The sequence below is a fragment of the Mycoplana sp. MJR14 genome, from assembly GCF_029210525.1.
GTDB lineage: Bacteria > Pseudomonadota > Alphaproteobacteria > Rhizobiales > Rhizobiaceae > Mycoplana.
The window spans coordinates 81,551-96,425 of record NZ_JARGEO010000014.1 but is presented as its reverse complement, the minus strand read 5'-3'; the positions used below and the strand labels follow the sequence as shown (position 1 = coordinate 96,425).

General features: G+C 66.1%; 9 protein-coding genes and 1 pseudogene. 2 read left to right on the top strand and 8 right to left on the bottom strand.

Annotated elements, in window-relative coordinates; genetic code table 11:
* The 3 genes and pseudogenes from P0086_RS23395 to P0086_RS23385 all read right to left on the bottom strand — a co-directional run.
* A pseudogene (locus P0086_RS23395) lies at positions 1–1,710 on the bottom strand (hypothetical protein); the annotation flags it as partial.
* Between the two features lie 61 nt (positions 1,711–1,771).
* Positions 1,772–3,529: an arginine--tRNA ligase gene (gene argS / locus P0086_RS23390; RefSeq protein WP_112599308.1), complete on the bottom strand. Its 1,758-nt coding sequence runs from the start codon at positions 3,527–3,529 to the stop codon at positions 1,772–1,774.
* Positions 3,530–3,598: 69 nt separating this feature from the next.
* Positions 3,599–4,816 carry a deoxyguanosinetriphosphate triphosphohydrolase gene (locus P0086_RS23385; RefSeq protein WP_148178493.1) on the bottom strand — a complete coding sequence of 406 codons (1,218 nt, stop codon included), beginning with the start codon at positions 4,814–4,816 and terminating at the stop codon, positions 3,599–3,601.
* A gap of 214 nt (positions 4,817–5,030) precedes the next feature.
* On the opposite strand from P0086_RS23385, the gene erpA reads away from it, so the two are divergent.
* Positions 5,031–5,363, top strand: coding sequence for an iron-sulfur cluster insertion protein ErpA (gene erpA / locus P0086_RS23380; RefSeq protein WP_112599310.1), 333 nt, complete (start codon positions 5,031–5,033; stop codon positions 5,361–5,363).
* A gap of 213 nt (positions 5,364–5,576) precedes the next feature.
* Positions 5,577–6,362: an exodeoxyribonuclease III gene (gene xth / locus P0086_RS23375; RefSeq protein ID WP_275790410.1), complete on the top strand. Its 786-nt coding sequence runs from the start codon at positions 5,577–5,579 to the stop codon at positions 6,360–6,362.
* A 169-nt stretch (positions 6,363–6,531) separates the two neighbouring features.
* Here xth and exoR read toward each other — a convergent pair whose 3' ends face one another.
* The 5 genes from exoR to P0086_RS23350 all read right to left on the bottom strand — a co-directional run bounded on the left by exoR (position 6,532) and on the right by P0086_RS23350 (position 14,789).
* Entirely contained in the window at positions 6,532–7,335 is an 804-nt protein-coding gene (gene exoR / locus P0086_RS23370) for an exopolysaccharide production regulator ExoR (protein WP_112599312.1), read from the bottom strand.
* A 445-nt stretch (positions 7,336–7,780) separates the two neighbouring features.
* On the bottom strand, positions 7,781–9,097 hold the full coding sequence (locus P0086_RS23365) for an OmpP1/FadL family transporter (RefSeq protein ID WP_112599313.1): 1,317 nt from the start codon (positions 9,095–9,097) through the stop codon (positions 7,781–7,783).
* Between the two features lie 354 nt (positions 9,098–9,451).
* Entirely contained in the window at positions 9,452–12,292 is a 2,841-nt protein-coding gene (locus P0086_RS23360; protein WP_275790407.1) for a valine--tRNA ligase, read from the bottom strand.
* A 128-nt stretch (positions 12,293–12,420) separates the two neighbouring features.
* The gene (locus P0086_RS23355) at positions 12,421–13,215 is read right to left on the bottom strand and encodes a DUF2497 domain-containing protein (protein WP_275790405.1); all 795 of its coding nucleotides are present in this window, start codon (positions 13,213–13,215) and stop codon (positions 12,421–12,423) included.
* Positions 13,216–13,391: 176 nt separating this feature from the next.
* Positions 13,392–14,789, bottom strand: coding sequence for a TolC family outer membrane protein (locus P0086_RS23350; RefSeq protein WP_112605202.1), 1,398 nt, complete (start codon positions 14,787–14,789; stop codon positions 13,392–13,394).
* Between the last annotated feature and the right edge of the window lie 86 nt (positions 14,790–14,875).

The window sequence follows — 14,875 nt, the reverse complement described above, 5'->3', positions numbered from 1 at the left end:
GGGCGCGGCGCGCGCCGCGGCCGGGACCACCGTCGCCGCCGCCATGGCGGCTACGGCCGGCGCGGAGGGCGGCGCGGACGGCTGCTCGGACGGCAGCAGTTCGGACGGGTCGAGATCGAAATCGATGTCGGACAGATCGAGCTCGAAATTCGCAAAGGGGTCATCGATCTCCGCAGCGACGCTCTCGACGGCAGGCGGGACCGCTTCGTCAGCGGGTGCCGCAAAGACCGGCTCGACCGTGGCGGCCGCGGCGACTTCGACGACCGGCTCGACGGCCGGCGGCTCGAAAGCTGCGGGCACGGCAAACGCCGTCTCGGGGATGGCGACGGGTTCGGGTGCAGCCACGGGCGGGCGGGCCATCGCCACCGGGGTTGCCCGGGAGAATTTCACGTTCGAGAAGCCCTCGAGCATGCCCGGACGCGGGCGCGGCGCTTCCAGCGGGGCTGCCAGCGGCGGACGGCTCTCGGGAACGGGGAAGCGCTCGACTTCCGCCAGCAGCTCATCCATGTCGAAGCCGTCGGCGGCCCGCGCCGGCGGGGCGACCTCGTAGGCCTGCGGCGGCTCGAAGACCGGCGCCTCCGGGGCGTCGTCGACATGCGGAGGCAGAGCCTCCTCGGCCGCGGCGAGCACCGCATTGGCATGCGGATCGGACACCCAGTCCGGCACGAAATCGACCGCGCCGATCTCGACCGGCAATTCCTCTGCCTCGAAATGCGCGCCCTCGCCGAGTTCCGGCGTCACCGGAACCGGGTCGGCATAGCTCGGCGCCGACGCAAACGCGGTCTCCGCTGCATCGTGCGAAGCTACGGCAGGCAGCGCCTCGACAAAGCTCTCCTGCATCATGCCGGCATGGGCATCGCCGGTATCGACGACGGCATAGCCGGCCGCGGCCGGATCATAGGCGGGAATGTCGTGATGGACCCGGCCCTCGGCGGCCGGCCAGGCCGCCGCCGGCGCCGCCTCTTCCTGCGCCGCTTCGGCTGCGGGTTCGGACGGTTCGGCAAACGCCTCACCCAGCGAAAGCTCGAGTTCCTGGTCGAGATCGAGCGCCACCGGCTCCTCGAACGGAGCGGCATAGTCCGCCGGCTGGAGACCAAGGAAGGTCGGGACAGCGGGGCCGTCGTCGTGTTCCGGGGCGACCGGCGTCACGGGTTCGACGACCGGCGGCGCCTCGTAGGCGACCTCTTCCTGGTGCTCGATCGCAGGCAGAGCCTCTTCGCCTTCATAGGCGGGCTGGATGTCCCAGGTGGAGACGGCTTCCGCCTCCGAAACAGGCGCGGCAAACGCGGCCTCGTCCTGCCAATTCGAATCAGCACTCAGGGCGGGTTCGTCCGCATAGAGCGGTGCGGGCTCTTCCTCGTAGGACGGCTCGGCATAGGCAGGCGCGACGACACCGGGCTCGACCGCTTCGACGGCGGGAATCACGCTTTCCGCACCAGCCTCGTCCTGATCGTATGACGGCTCGGGCGCGCTTTCGAGTTCGGCTGCCGGATCGAGCGCGGGCGCATCATAGAGCGCGAACTCCCTGAGAAGTTCGCTCTCCAGATCGAATGCAGGCTCCTGAAGGGGCTCTGGGGGCACCGGGCGGGCTGCAGTGGGCACATTGCGTGGCTCGTAGCCGACAATGCGTGCGAGCTCCGCCAATGGATCGTCATCCGAGAGGATGACGTTATCGGCGGGTCCGCTTCGCGCGAGATTCTTGTCTGCCATGCTGCTCCACTCACAAGCTACAAAATCGCGTTTGCCAGCTTATTGTGGGCAAATGGTGACGCTAGCGCATCTCGTCCGGGGCGGCCGTGCCAGTAATGGCGAGGCCCGATTTCAGAACGGATGCAACAGCAAACACCAGCCCGAGTCTGGCTATACTCAATTGTCGGTTTTTATCATTAACAAAACGTAAGTCCGGCTGATCCTTGCCCTTGTTGTAGTGCGCATGGAAGACGCTCGCGAGATCGTAGAGGTAAAAGGCGATACGGTGTGGTTCATGTGCAAGCGAAGCAGCCTCGACAATGCGAGGGTATTCCGCGACTTTTGCTAGCAACTGCAACTCGTTCGGATCAGAGATCCCCTCCACCGTGGCGGCAAGATCAAGGCTGTCCAAATCGAGATCCGGGAAGGCTTCCACCGCTTTGCGGAAAGTCGACATGCAGCGCGCATGCGCATACTGCACGTAGAAGACCGGATTGTCCTTCGACTGCTCGGTCACCTTCGCGAAGTCGAAATCGAGCGGCTCGGAGCTCTTGCGGTAGAGCATCATGAAGCGCACGGGATCGCGGCCGACCTCGTCCACCACCTCGCGCAGGGTGACGAAATCGCCGGAGCGCTTCGACATCTTCACCGGCTCGCCGTTGCGGAACAGCTTGACGAGCTGGCAGAGCAGAACGGTCAGCCTGGCGTTGCCCTCGGAGATCGCCCGGCAGACCGCCTCCAGCCGCTTGACGTAGCCGCCGTGGTCGGCGCCGAGGATGTAGATCATCTCGTCGAAGCCGCGGTCGAACTTGTCCTTGAAATAGGCGACGTCGGCGGCGAAGTAGGTGTAGCTGCCGTCCGACTTGATCAGCGGCCGGTCGATGTCGTCGCCGACCTCGGTGGAGCGGAACAGCGTCTGCTCGCGGTCCTCCCAGTCCTCCGGCAGCTGCCCCTTCGGCGGCGGCAGCACGCCCTTGTAGACGTGGCCCTTGAAGGTCAGGTCGTTGATCGCCGTGCGGATCGGCGCGCCGCCGTTCGCATGCAGCGTGCGCTCGGAATAGAAGACGTCGTGATGGACGTTCAGCGCGTCGAGATCGGCGCGGATCATCGCCATCATCGCGTCGATCGTCTTGTCCTTGACGATCGGCAGCCACTTCTCCTCCGGCATCAGCCGCAGGCTGGAGCCGAATTCCGCCGCCAGCGCCTCGCCCACCGGGACGAGATAGTCGCCGGGATAGAGGCCGGGCGGGATCTCGCCGATCTTCTCGCCGAGCGCCTGGCGGTAGCGCAGGAAGGCGGAGCGCGCGAGCACGTCCACCTGCGAGCCGGCGTCGTTGATGTAGTATTCCTTGGTGACGTCGTAGCCCGAGAAGGCCAGGAGGTTCGCCAGCGCGTCGCCGACGACGGCGCCGCGGCAATGGCCGACATGCATCGGACCGGTCGGGTTGGCCGAGACGTATTCGACGTTGACCTTGCGGCCGGCGCCGACGGTGCTGCGGCCGAAATCGGTGCCGGCGCGGATCATGTCGGCCAGCACCTTCTGCCAGTAGCCGACCGACAGGCGCACGTTGATGAAGCCGGGGCCGGCGACGGTGACTTCGGCCACTTCCGGATCCTGGCTGAGCTTCTCGACGATCAGCTCGGCGAGCGCGCGCGGATTGGTGCCGAGCGGCTTGGCCAGCACCATCGCGGCATTGGTGGCGACGTCGCCATGGCTGGCATCGCGCGGCGGCTCGACCCCGACACGGCCGAAATCGACGGCGGCACGATTTTCACGCACCACATCAATTTCTTCCAGTACCTTTTTGATCCTGCTGTCGAAATCAGTAAAGAGATTCATGTCTTCCATCCGCGCGCCGCGCTCGGCGCAAGAGCGCCCAAAGCGCTGAATTTGCAGTCGGCCGGGTGACTATCGCAATTCCGGAGTGTGGTCAAACAAGCGCCTGTGGGTATCGATCGCGTAGTTGTCGGTCATGCCGGCGAGATAGTCGCCGACATGGCGGGCCCTGGCGGCCTGCGGCATGTCCCGGATGTGATCCACCCAGTAGTGCCCCTGCATCAGCTGCGGGTCGTCCATATAGGCCTTGAACAGGTCGCTGACGATCGAGGCGGCGTTGGCGCGCACGCGCATCACGTCGGGATGGCGGTAGATCCGCGAAAACAGCATCTTCTTGATCTGCCGGTCGGTGACCAGCATCGCCTCGGAGAAGGTGGCCATGACCCGCCCGGCCTGGCGCACGTCGCCGGCGCTCTTCGGGCGCACCTGGCGCAGCGAGGCCTGGGCATAGCCGATCACGTCCTCGACCATCGCCGTGATCTGGCGGCGCATGATCTCGTGGGTGAAGCGCGCCGGCTCGAGGCTCGGATAGAGCTGCCGGACCTCCGCCATCAGGCCGGCCAGGAACGGGATCTCCTCCAGCATCTCGAAGGAGAGGTAGCCGGAGCGCAGGCCGTCGTCGATGTCGTGGGTGTTGTAGGCGATGTCGTCGGCGATCGCCGCCACCTGCGCCTCCAGGCTGGCATAGCTCGCAAGCTCGAGATCGTGGAGGGCGCAGTAGTCGAGGATCGGCTGCGGGACGGGACCGCGCGTGCCCTGCCCGTCGGCGGTCAAGAGCGGGCCGTTGTGCTTGACGAGCCCCTCCAGCGTCTCCCAGGTCAGGTTCAGCCCGTCGAACTCGGCATAGCGCCGTTCCAGCTTGGTGACGATCCTGAGCGACTGGGCGTTGTGGTCGAAGCCGCCATAGGGGGCGAGCGCCTCGTGCAGGGCGTCCTCGCCGGTGTGGCCGAAGGGGGTGTGGCCGAAATCGTGCACCAGCGCCACGCCCTCGGCGAGATCCTCGTCGAGACGCAGCGCCCGGGCGAGCGCGCGGGCGATCTGGGCGACCTCGATCGTGTGGGTCAGCCGCGTGCGGTAGTGATCGCCGTCGGCGGCGATGAAGACCTGGGTCTTGTGCTTCAGGCGGCGGAAGGCGGTCGTGTGGACGATCCGGTCGCGATCACGCTGGAAATCCGAACGGGTCGGGCTCTTGCCCTCCTCGAAGAGACGGCCACGGCTCGTCCAGGGATCGGCCGCATAGATCGCCCGCTGGCCTGCGCCGAAGCCGAGGGCATGTCTGTCCAGTGTCATAGCTCACCCGCATTCGGGCCGCCCATTGACGCGGCCCCGATGCCTTCATACCTATAGTGTGCACAGCGTAAAGCCGCACCGCAAGCGCAATGGCCGTCTGCGAGCAATATCATGTGGTTGCAGGACGTGTTACCATGCAGCTCGAAGCCGGAAGCGACGGCGGTCGGCACGGAATCGATTCTCGGCGGACCTTGACCCCGCCCGGAGGAACTTGATGAACGACAAGAACGTGACCCTTTCCGATGCGGCCGCAAAGCGCATCGCCAGCATCCTCAGCAGCGACCCGGCCAAGAAGGCCATGCGCGTCTCGGTCGAAGGCGGCGGATGCTCGGGCTTCTCCTACAAGTTCGACCTCGTGGACGCCTCCGCCGACGACGACATGGTGCTGGAGAAGGGCGACGCGCGCGTCCTGATCGACCAGCTCTCGCTCGTCTACATGGACGGCTCGGAGATCGACTTCGTCGACAACCTGATGGGCCAGTCCTTCCAGATCAAGAACCCCAACGCCGTGGCAAGCTGCGGCTGCGGCACCAGCTTCTCCATCTGACATCCGGACGACACGGCGGCCGGGTGGACCTGCGCCGCCTTCCCAGTCATCCCCTGTCTCGGCGACCGCCGTGCCGCGCTGCGGCGGCCGGCCCCTTGCCGCGCGTCTCGCAGGGCGGCAGGCGCGGCGGCGAACCGGTTTGTCAAAGGAAATCGGAGCGGCTAGAAAGGCGGGCCGCCCGGCCGGGCGCAGCCCATAAATCGGAGACTGTCGATGAAGATCGCGACCTGGAACATCAACGGCGTGCGCGCCCGCATCGACAACCTCATCGCCTGGCTGAAGGAATCGCAGCCCGACATCGTCGCGCTGCAGGAGATCAAGTGCCAGGACGACGCTTTCCCTCGCCTCGAGGTCGAAGCGCTCGGCTACCATGTCGAGACGCACGGGCAGAAGGGGTTCAACGGCGTGGCGCTGCTGTCGAAGATGCGGCCCGACGAGATCAGCCGCGGCCTGCCGGGCGACGACACGGACGAGCAGTCGCGCTTCATCGAGGGGGTGTTCTCGGTCAACGGCGGCGTGGTCCGCGTCTGCTCGATCTACCTGCCGAACGGCAATCCGGCACAGGACCCGGCAAAGTATCCCTACAAGCTCGCCTGGATGGAGCGGCTGTCGCGGTTCGCCGAAGACCGCCTGGCGCTGGAGGAGCCGATCGTGCTCGCCGGCGACTACAACGTGATCCCCGAGCCGCACGACTGCTGGGACGTCAAGGTCTGGGAGAACGACGCGCTCTACCTGTCGCCGACCCGCCAGGCGTTCCGCAGGCTTGAGAACCTCGGCTTCACCGATGCGCTGCGCGCCACGACGGACGAGACGCCGCTCTACACCTTCTGGGACTACCAGGGCGGCTGCTGGCCGAAGAACTTCGGCATCCGCATCGACCACCTGATGCTCTCGCCGGAAGCCGCCGACCGGCTCGTCAGCGCCGACGTCGAGAAACATGTCCGCAACTGGGAAAAGCCGTCCGACCACGTTCCCGTCGTCGCGCATCTGGCGATGTGACCGGGCGGCCGGCCCGGGCTGCTGCAGCCTGAATTCGGCAATCCGGACCGCCTGCCCGCCCGTCGGGGCGAGCGCACTGCGTTCGCGATCATGTCCGTGATGTTCGGAAGAATTCGGGCCGCCGGCCGGTCGCGGCCGCCAAGGACGGCGCGCGGCGATCCGCAAAGGATCAGTTGACGCCGGCGACGGCTTCCCTCGCCAGCTCGACCGCCTTGCGCCGGTCCTTCTCGCTTGCCAGCGAGAACGCCTGCTCCTGCATCTCCTGCAGCCAGGGGCGATCCTTGGGGCCGCAACGGTCGAGCGCGGTCGTCATCATCGCCAGGCCGCGGGCCGCCTGCCCCTCCTGGAAGATGATGTTGCCGAGCAGGCCCATCGCCCCGGCATGACCGTTCTTCTGCGCCCTGTTCAGCCACTTCTTGGCCTGGTGGATGTTGGCCGAACCGCCCTCGCCCGACAGCATCATCCGGGCGAGCTCGTACTGCGCTTCCGGCACGCCGAAGGTGGAGGCGGCCTGGAAATAGAGCTGGCGCGCCTGGGCGAGGTCGATCTGCACGGGGCTGTCGGGAATGCCGCGGCTGTAGTAGCCGGCAAGGGCGATCAGGGCATTGACGAAGAAGCCCGTGTCCTCCGATCCCGGCTCGACGCCCTGGCTTGCGATCTCGCTATAGATCTTGAACGCCTCGAGATCGTTCTCCGGAACGCCGTCGCCGTCGGCATACATGTTGGCGAGCGCCCAGCGCGAGCCGGTGTGGCCCTTCTCGGCCGCATAGCGATAGGCCTCGATCGCGTCTTCCTTGCGCCCTTCCTTGTAGGAGAAGAAGCCGAACTTGAAGAGGTCGAACGGGCGGCTTTCCTTGCTGACGCCGGCAGCCGGATCGAAGGCGAGCGCGCGCGCAGCCAGGATGCCCTGGCTGAACGACAGACAAAGGCCGACGGCGAGACATTTCAGCGAAAGTGACTCAGGCTTGTACATGGGTTACAGCTATCTTCCGCACCTTACCGCGCCCTGCGGCAGGCGGATTTCCAGAGTTGGAACAAGGACTTGAACAAGGTCAGCCATGTTCCGATGCGCCACGCAGCTGTTGGAAACGACGGAAGCCGACGCCTGTTTGGAGCGTCCTGATGGCATTTCCGTCGCGTATGGCGTCACTCGGTTCATCGGTTCCTTCGGCGCTCGTCCACAAGCGCCCTCTCGAGCCCATCGCTGCTCCCCGTTTGTGGCGGGAAATGGACAAGACGGCTCCTCACTCCTGTGTAGCAAACTATCGCAAAGAATGTGTTGCCAATTCGGCACATGCGCTAAAGGAGAAGAGTTCTCGTCAACCATATCCCCAACGGGTCATTCAGCTTTGAGCCACTATTAACGAGAAAAAAGGCCCGGGTATGACCCGGACCTTCATCTTTCGCCACAAGGTCAATCAGAATTTAACTCTGAACTCCCCGGAGAGTGCGGAGACGAAGTCGGTTCCGTACTCGTAGCTCGTCGTCGTCAGGTTGACCGGGTTCGATTCCCCGCTCGTCAGCAGCCCGAGCGCGCCGGCGAGGCGCAGCTCGACGTTCTCGGTCGGGGCGTAGGCCGCGCCGAGGCCGACGGTCCAGCTGTCGGACTGCGAGCCGGTCACGGTGCTGGTGCCGCGGTCCCAGGTCAGGCTGACGCCGCCGCTCCACTGTTCGTTGAACTTGTGGCCGACGCCGCCGGTGACCGTCCAGCCGTCGCGGTAGAAGAGGTCGAGCGAGGTCAGCGCCACGCCATCGGCAGCACCACAGAAGGCCGCGCTGCCGTCGCAGGTGAACTCCACCGTCTGCAGCAGGCTCCAGTTGGTCCACTTGACCGAGCCGAAGGCCAGCCAATCGGGCGCGATCCCCGACTGGAGCTTCAGTTCGAGCGAGTCCGGAAGGGTCGCAGAGCCGGTGACCGGCGTGCTGACGCCGAAGATGCGCGAATAGAGCGCCTGCCTCATCGGGTCCATTTCGAGCAGGGCGGCCGCGGCCGGCACCCCGGTCAGGTCCAGCGTGCCGTCGATGCTGTCGTACTTCACCCGGCTGTTGTAGACCAGGCTTGCGCGCATGGCGTATTCGGGGATCTCGTAGCCGATGCCGAGCCGCCAGCCGCCGCTGCTGTCCTCCATGCCGTCCAGCCGGCCGAGGCCGCTGTAGCTGGAGAAATCCTGGCCGAGGAGCGCCCCCATGCCCGGCAGCACCTCAGGGGCGAAGACCACCGCCTCCTTGTGGCCGCCGATTTCCTGGTAGAAGCCGCCGCCGATGACGCGGAACTGGCCCGGGCCCATGTCGAACTTGTAGGAGCAGGTGCCGCCGTAGTTGTGGCTGTAGACATCGATCTCGGTCATGTCCTTGGCGCCCGCCCAGTGGCGGCCGGGATTGGAGCTGGCGCCCCAGGGTTCGGAATAGTCCACCATGCAGTCGATGGAATCGCCGATCGCGGCCTTTCCGCCGACATAGGGGTCGGCGTAGTTCTCGTATTCGTCGGCGGTCGTCGAATAGCCGAGGTTGTTCAGATTGGTCGGATCCGTATCCGGAACGCTGTGGTCGCGCGCATTCTCGATCTTCCGGTTCGGCATGACATAGGTCACCGAGCCGTCGAAAAAGAACGGCGAATCCTCGAACAAAAGGTCGGTGTCGTAACCGTGCCGCTCGAGGCCACCGGCCAGCGCCGAGGTGGAAACGGCGAGCGCCGCAAGTCCCGCGATCCCCGACGTCAATTTCAGTCTTCTCATAAATCCCCCCAGAATGCTTCGCAGCGGCCCGGTTTCCGTGATCCGCCGCAATCGCAAAAGAGTATCAGAGAGCCTCGGACGCTTTGCAAACGCCAGGTCGCCCGATCGCCGGTGACACGCGGTTTCCTGAATTACGTAAATTCGCGTCGACCACACCCAAAACGCCGCCACGCGAGATCATTTTTTCCCCAATAGCGGAAAACCCTTAAATTTTAGAGTATTCCATTCCCCGGAAATGACGATGTGTCACATTTCGACCACATCGGGTGAATTGGTCCGCACGGCAAAGAAAAACCGCGCCGCAGATGCGGCGCGGTTGTGAATATCCGCAGCTATTAAGGGCTGCTGATCGACTCAGCCGGCCTCGATCACACGGGCGAGCGCAATGCCGAGGCTCGACAACTGCTGGTCGAGTTCCGCCAGCCGCTCGCGCTCCGCCTCGACGACGTCCGCCTTGGCATTGGCGACGAACTTCTCGTTGGCGAGCTTGCCGCGGATGCGCTCGGCCTCGCCGTTGGCCTTGGCGATCGCCTTCTCCAGCCTTGCGGCTTCCGCCGTGAGGTCGATCAGGGCGCCGAGCGGCAGGCAGGCCGTGGCCTCGCCGATCACGATCTGGGCCGCACCCTTCGGCGCTTCATCGGCGAGAACGATCTCGCCCACGCGGGCCAGCCTGCGGATGGCCGGCTCGTGGCGCTCCAGCCGCGCCCGGGTCTGCGCGTTGGCACCGACCATGACGAGCGGGGCGACCGCCGCCGGCGGCACGTTCATCTCGGAGCGGACCGAGCGGATGCCGGAGACGAGATCGACCAGCCAGTTGGTCTCGTCCGCCGCGGCCTCGTCCGCATAGGCGGGCGACGGCCATTCGGCATGGCAGATGAGGCCCTGCCGCTCGACGCCCTCGCCGGCCGTGTGCGCCCAGAGCTCCTCGGTCATGAACGGCATGAACGGATGCAGGAGCTTGTAGGTCTCCTCCAGCACGTAGGCCGCGCAGGCCTGCGATTCGGCCTTGGCGCCCTCGTCCTCGCCGTTGAACACCGGCTTCAGCAGTTCCAGGTACCAGTCGCAGAACTGGTTCCAGACGAAGCGGTAGAGCGCGCCGGCCGCATCGTTGAAGCGGTAGGTCTCGATCGCCTCGGTGACGTCGCGGGCGGTGCGGGCGAGCTCGGTCAGGATCCAGCGGTTGATCGTGAGCGATGCGGCCTCCGGCACGAACTGCGGATCGAGCTTGACGCCGTTCATCTCGGCGAAGCGCGTGGCGTTCCACAGCTTGGTGCCGAAGTTGCGGTAGCCGGCGACGCGGGCGGGGTCGAGCTTCACGTCGCGCCCCTGGGCGGCCATGATGGCGAGCGTGAAGCGCAGCGCGTCGGCGCCGTACTCGTCGATCAGGTCGAGCGGGTCGATGACGTTGCCCTTCGACTTCGACATCTTCTGCCCGTTCTTGTCGCGCACCAGCGCGTGGACATAGACGGTGTGGAACGGCTCGATCGGATTGCCGAGGTCGTCCTTCATGAAGTGCAGGCCCATCATCATCATCCGGGCGACCCAGAAGAAGATGATGTCGAAGCCGGTGACGAGCACGTCGGTCTGGTAGTAGCGATCGAGTTCCGGCGTCTCCTTCGGCCAGCCGAGCGTGGAGAACGGCCAGAGCGCGGACGAGAACCAGGTGTCGAGCACGTCCTCGTCGCGGGTCAGGATCTCGCCGGGCTCGAAGTTCTCCAGCTTCTCCTCCACCCAGGCCTTCCACGGGCCCTCGTGCGAGATGTAGTGCTGGATGGCGGCGTGCAGCGCCTCCTCCTCGGTCTTCTCGACGAAGACCTGGCCGTCCGGACCGTACCAGGCGGGGATCTGGTGGCCCCACCACAGCTGGCGGGAGACACACCAGGGCTGGATGTTCTCCATCCACTCGAAATAGGTCTTTTCCCAGTTCTTCGGCACGAACTTGGTGCGGCCCTCTCGCACGGAGGCGATTGCGGGCCTGGCCAGCGTCTTGGCGTCGACGTACCACTGCTCGGTCAGGCGCGGCTCGATCGGCACGCCGCCGCGGTCGCCGTGGGGAACGGTGTGCTTGTGCGGCTCGATCCGGTCGACGAGGCCCGCCTCCTCGAGGATCTCGACGATGATCTTGCGCGCCTCGAAGCGGTCCTTGCCCTCGAGCCGGTCCCAGGCGCCGTGCAGTGCCGCGGGATGATCGAGGCCTTCGAGGAAGTCCTCGTTGTCCTTCAGCGTCACCCGGCCCTCGACGGTCAGCACGTTGACGGCGCGCAGGCCCTGGCGCTTGCCGACCTCGAAGTCGTTGAAGTCGTGCGCCGGGGTCATCTTGACGGCGCCGGTGCCGGCGGTCGGGTCCGGATACTCGTCGGCGACGATCGGGATCTTGCGGCCGACGATCGGCAGGATGACATGCTTGCCGACGATCGACTTGTAGCGCTCGTCGTCCGGGTGGACGGCCACGCCGGTGTCGCCCAGCATCGTCTCCGGCCGGGTGGTGGCGACGACCAGATAGTCGCGCGTCTCCCACTCGGTGGCCTTGCCGTCCTCGTCGAAGGCGACCGGATGCTCATAGGTAACGCCCGGCTCCAGCGGATAGCGCAGGTGCCAGAGGTGGCCGCTGACCTCGACCTGCTCGACCTCCAGGTCGGAGATCGCCGTCAGAAGCTTCGGATCCCAGTTGACGAGGCGCTTGTCCTTGTAGATGAGCCCTTCCTTGTAAAGGCTTACGAAAACTTCGAGAACGGCCTCCGAGAGGCCCTCGTCCATGGTGAAGCGCTCGCGCGACCAGTCGGCCGATGCGCCGAGGCGGCGCAACTGGTTGAAGATCAGGCCGCCGGATTCGGCTTTCCACTCCCAGACCTTCTCGACGAAGGCCTCGCGGCCCATCTCGCGACGGTGCTGCTGCTTCTCCATCAGCCGGCGCTCGACGACCATCTGGGTGGCGATGCCGGCATGGTCCATGCCCGGCTGCCAGAGCACGTCCTTGCCGCGCATGCGCTCGAAGCGGACCATGATGTCCTGCAGCGTGTTGTTCAGCGCGTGTCCCATATGCAGCGAGCCGGTCACGTTCGGCGGCGGGATCACGATCGAGAACGTCTCGGCCCCGGGTTTGGCGCCCGCGCCGGCGCGGAAGGCGTCGGCCTCTTCCCAGACCTTGGCAATTCTCGGTTCTACGGCCGCGGAATCATAATTTTTTTCAAGCATCTTACTGGCCATGCCCACTGTTTCAGTCACCGGGTTGTAAACCGGATGGCTAGTTTGGAGTCAACATCGACAAAAGAAAAGCCGCGCCCTGTGCGGCGCGGCCCATCGCATCAGCAAAAACGGTCGATTTAACGGCGCGGTCCGCGCGCCACGCGCTCGATCTCCTCGCGCACCAGGCGCTCGACCAGCGTCGGCAGGTTGTCGTCCAGCCATTCCTGCAGCATCGGCCGCAGCATGTCCTCGGCGATCTCGTCGAAGGACCGGCGCGGGCCGGCCTCGACCGCCTCGGCCAGCGCCCCGAAGGCGTCGGCCACCTTGGCGCCGATATCGGGCGACATCAGCTGGCCGCGCGAGGCGGTGGCCGCCAGCGACACCGGGTTCAAAGGCGGCTGCGGCGCAGGTTCTGCGACAGACAGCGGCTGCGGCGCCGGCTCGGGGGCGGCTTCGGCTGCGGCCGGCGCCACGGCGGCCGGGGACGCCTGGAACGGCTTCTCCGTGCGCGATACGTCCGGCTCGGGCGCCGGGCGGGCGGGCTGCTCACGCAGGAGCAGTCCGTTGCGCTCGGAGGCGGCCCGCACGCGGGCTGCGACATCGGCGAGCGACATCGCCGGCTGGGCGCGCGTCTCCGGCTCGATCGCCGGCGCCTGCAGCGGCACGGGCTGGACCGGGGCATCGGCTGGCGCACGCTCGAAGGGGGAACGGTCGAAGGCGGAACGATCGAACGACGGCCGATCGGCCATCAGGTCGGCGACGATCACCTCGTCCTCGAAGCTGTCGTCGCCGGCGGAACCATCGTCTTCGGGAGCGATCGGGGCGAAGGCGGCCTGCCCGCCGACCGGCGGTTCATTGCTTTCGATGATCCGGCGGATCGACGCCAGTATCTCGTCCATCGACGGTTCGCGCGCTACATTCGGCTGAGCCATTTCCATCCCCGTTCACTGCGCCGCCCGACCTTCGCGCACGCTCAAATCGGCGTGCAGGCGGTGCGGATGGGCAAGACCATAGGTCACTCGCGAGGGCAAAAAAATCGTCGCGAATCAACTCTTAACAGTGATGCACAGATTTGTGGGCGATGCCAATGGCAGCGCCCATCCGGGGTTCAGCGGCCGTCGACGGTGCGCAGGCCGAACCACTTGTCCTTGACGGCCTCGTAGTGCTTCTCGGAGCGGTATTCGGCGACCTTCAGGTGCTGGTCCTTGACCGTCAGGCGCGCGATCGAGGCCAGAAGCGAATAGCTGGCCACGACCTCGACCCGGCGGGACAGGACGAGGCTCTCCTGCGCATCGAGGACGGTCTGCTGGGCGATCAGCACGTCGAGCGTGGTGCGCTGGCCGACGTTGCGCTCCTCGATGACGCCCTTCAGCGCCATGTTGGCGGCCTCGATCTCGGCCAGGTTCGCCTTAATCGCGGCGCGCGCCGCTTCGAGCTGGGTGTGGGCGGAGATGATCGTCTGCTGGATCTCGAGGCGGGCCGAATCGACGAGGATGCGCTGCTGGCCGAGCCGCTCCTTCGCCTGGCGGATCTGGCCGTATTCGGCGCCGCCCTGGTAGATCGGCACGGTGACGCGGGCGGAGATGCTGCCTTCGATGTTGTCGTTGGTGCTGCCGCTGCTGTTGACCGACTTGAAGACGTCGCCCTGGATCGAGACGCCGGGAAGCATGGTGCCTTCGGCCGCCTTGACGTTGTAGCCGGCGGCATCGACGCTGCGCTCGGCCGAAAGGATCGTCGGATGCTCGCGCAGGCCGATCGCGACGGCCTGGTCCAGCGTCGCCGGAAGCCCGCGCGTCGCCGGCCCCGGCTGCTTGATGTTCTTCGGCACGTCGCCGACGATCTGGAAATAGACCGCCTCGCTGGTCTTCAACGCCGCCTCGGCGGAGACCAGCAGCGCCTGCGCCTCGGCAAGCTGCGATTCGGACAGGCTGACGTCGGTCTGGGTGCCCTCGCCCACGTCGAGACGGGCGCGCGAGGCGTTCAACTGCTCGCGCAGGAACTCCAGGTTCTGCTTGCGGATGCCGACGATCGCCTGGTCGCGGGCGATGTTGGCATAGGCCTCGACGGCCGCCAGCAGGATGCTGATCTCCTGGGCGCGCAAGGCCTCGCGGTTGGCGAGCACGTTGGCCTCGGCGGAGCGGACGTTGTTCAGCGTCTGGAAGCCGTCGAAGATCTGCTGGGTGACGGAGATGCCGTAGGCGGAGGTGAAGGTGTCGTTGCGTCGCGTCGCCGGCGCGAACAGGCCGGAGGAGACGGGCTTGTCGTAGAGGCGCCGGGTGGCGTTCGCCTCCGCCACGCCGGTGATTTGCGGCCGCATCGCCGCCTTGGCGATCGTGACGTTCTCGTCGATGGCGCGGAGTGCTGCGCGGGCGGCGTTCAGGTCCGGATTGTTGGCGTAGGCCTTGGCCATGGCGCCTGCCACGGTCTCTGCGGATGCTGGCAGCGTCGTGGCCAGAAGAGCGGGAACGAGCGCCGCGGCGAGCGCGGACTTGCGCAAGATTGACACCTATGAACTCCAGACTGGATCGGTGTGCCGACCCCCTCGGTGGCACTGCGCTGCCGTGAGCGCCGCGCCGCAAATCCCCTGCGAAT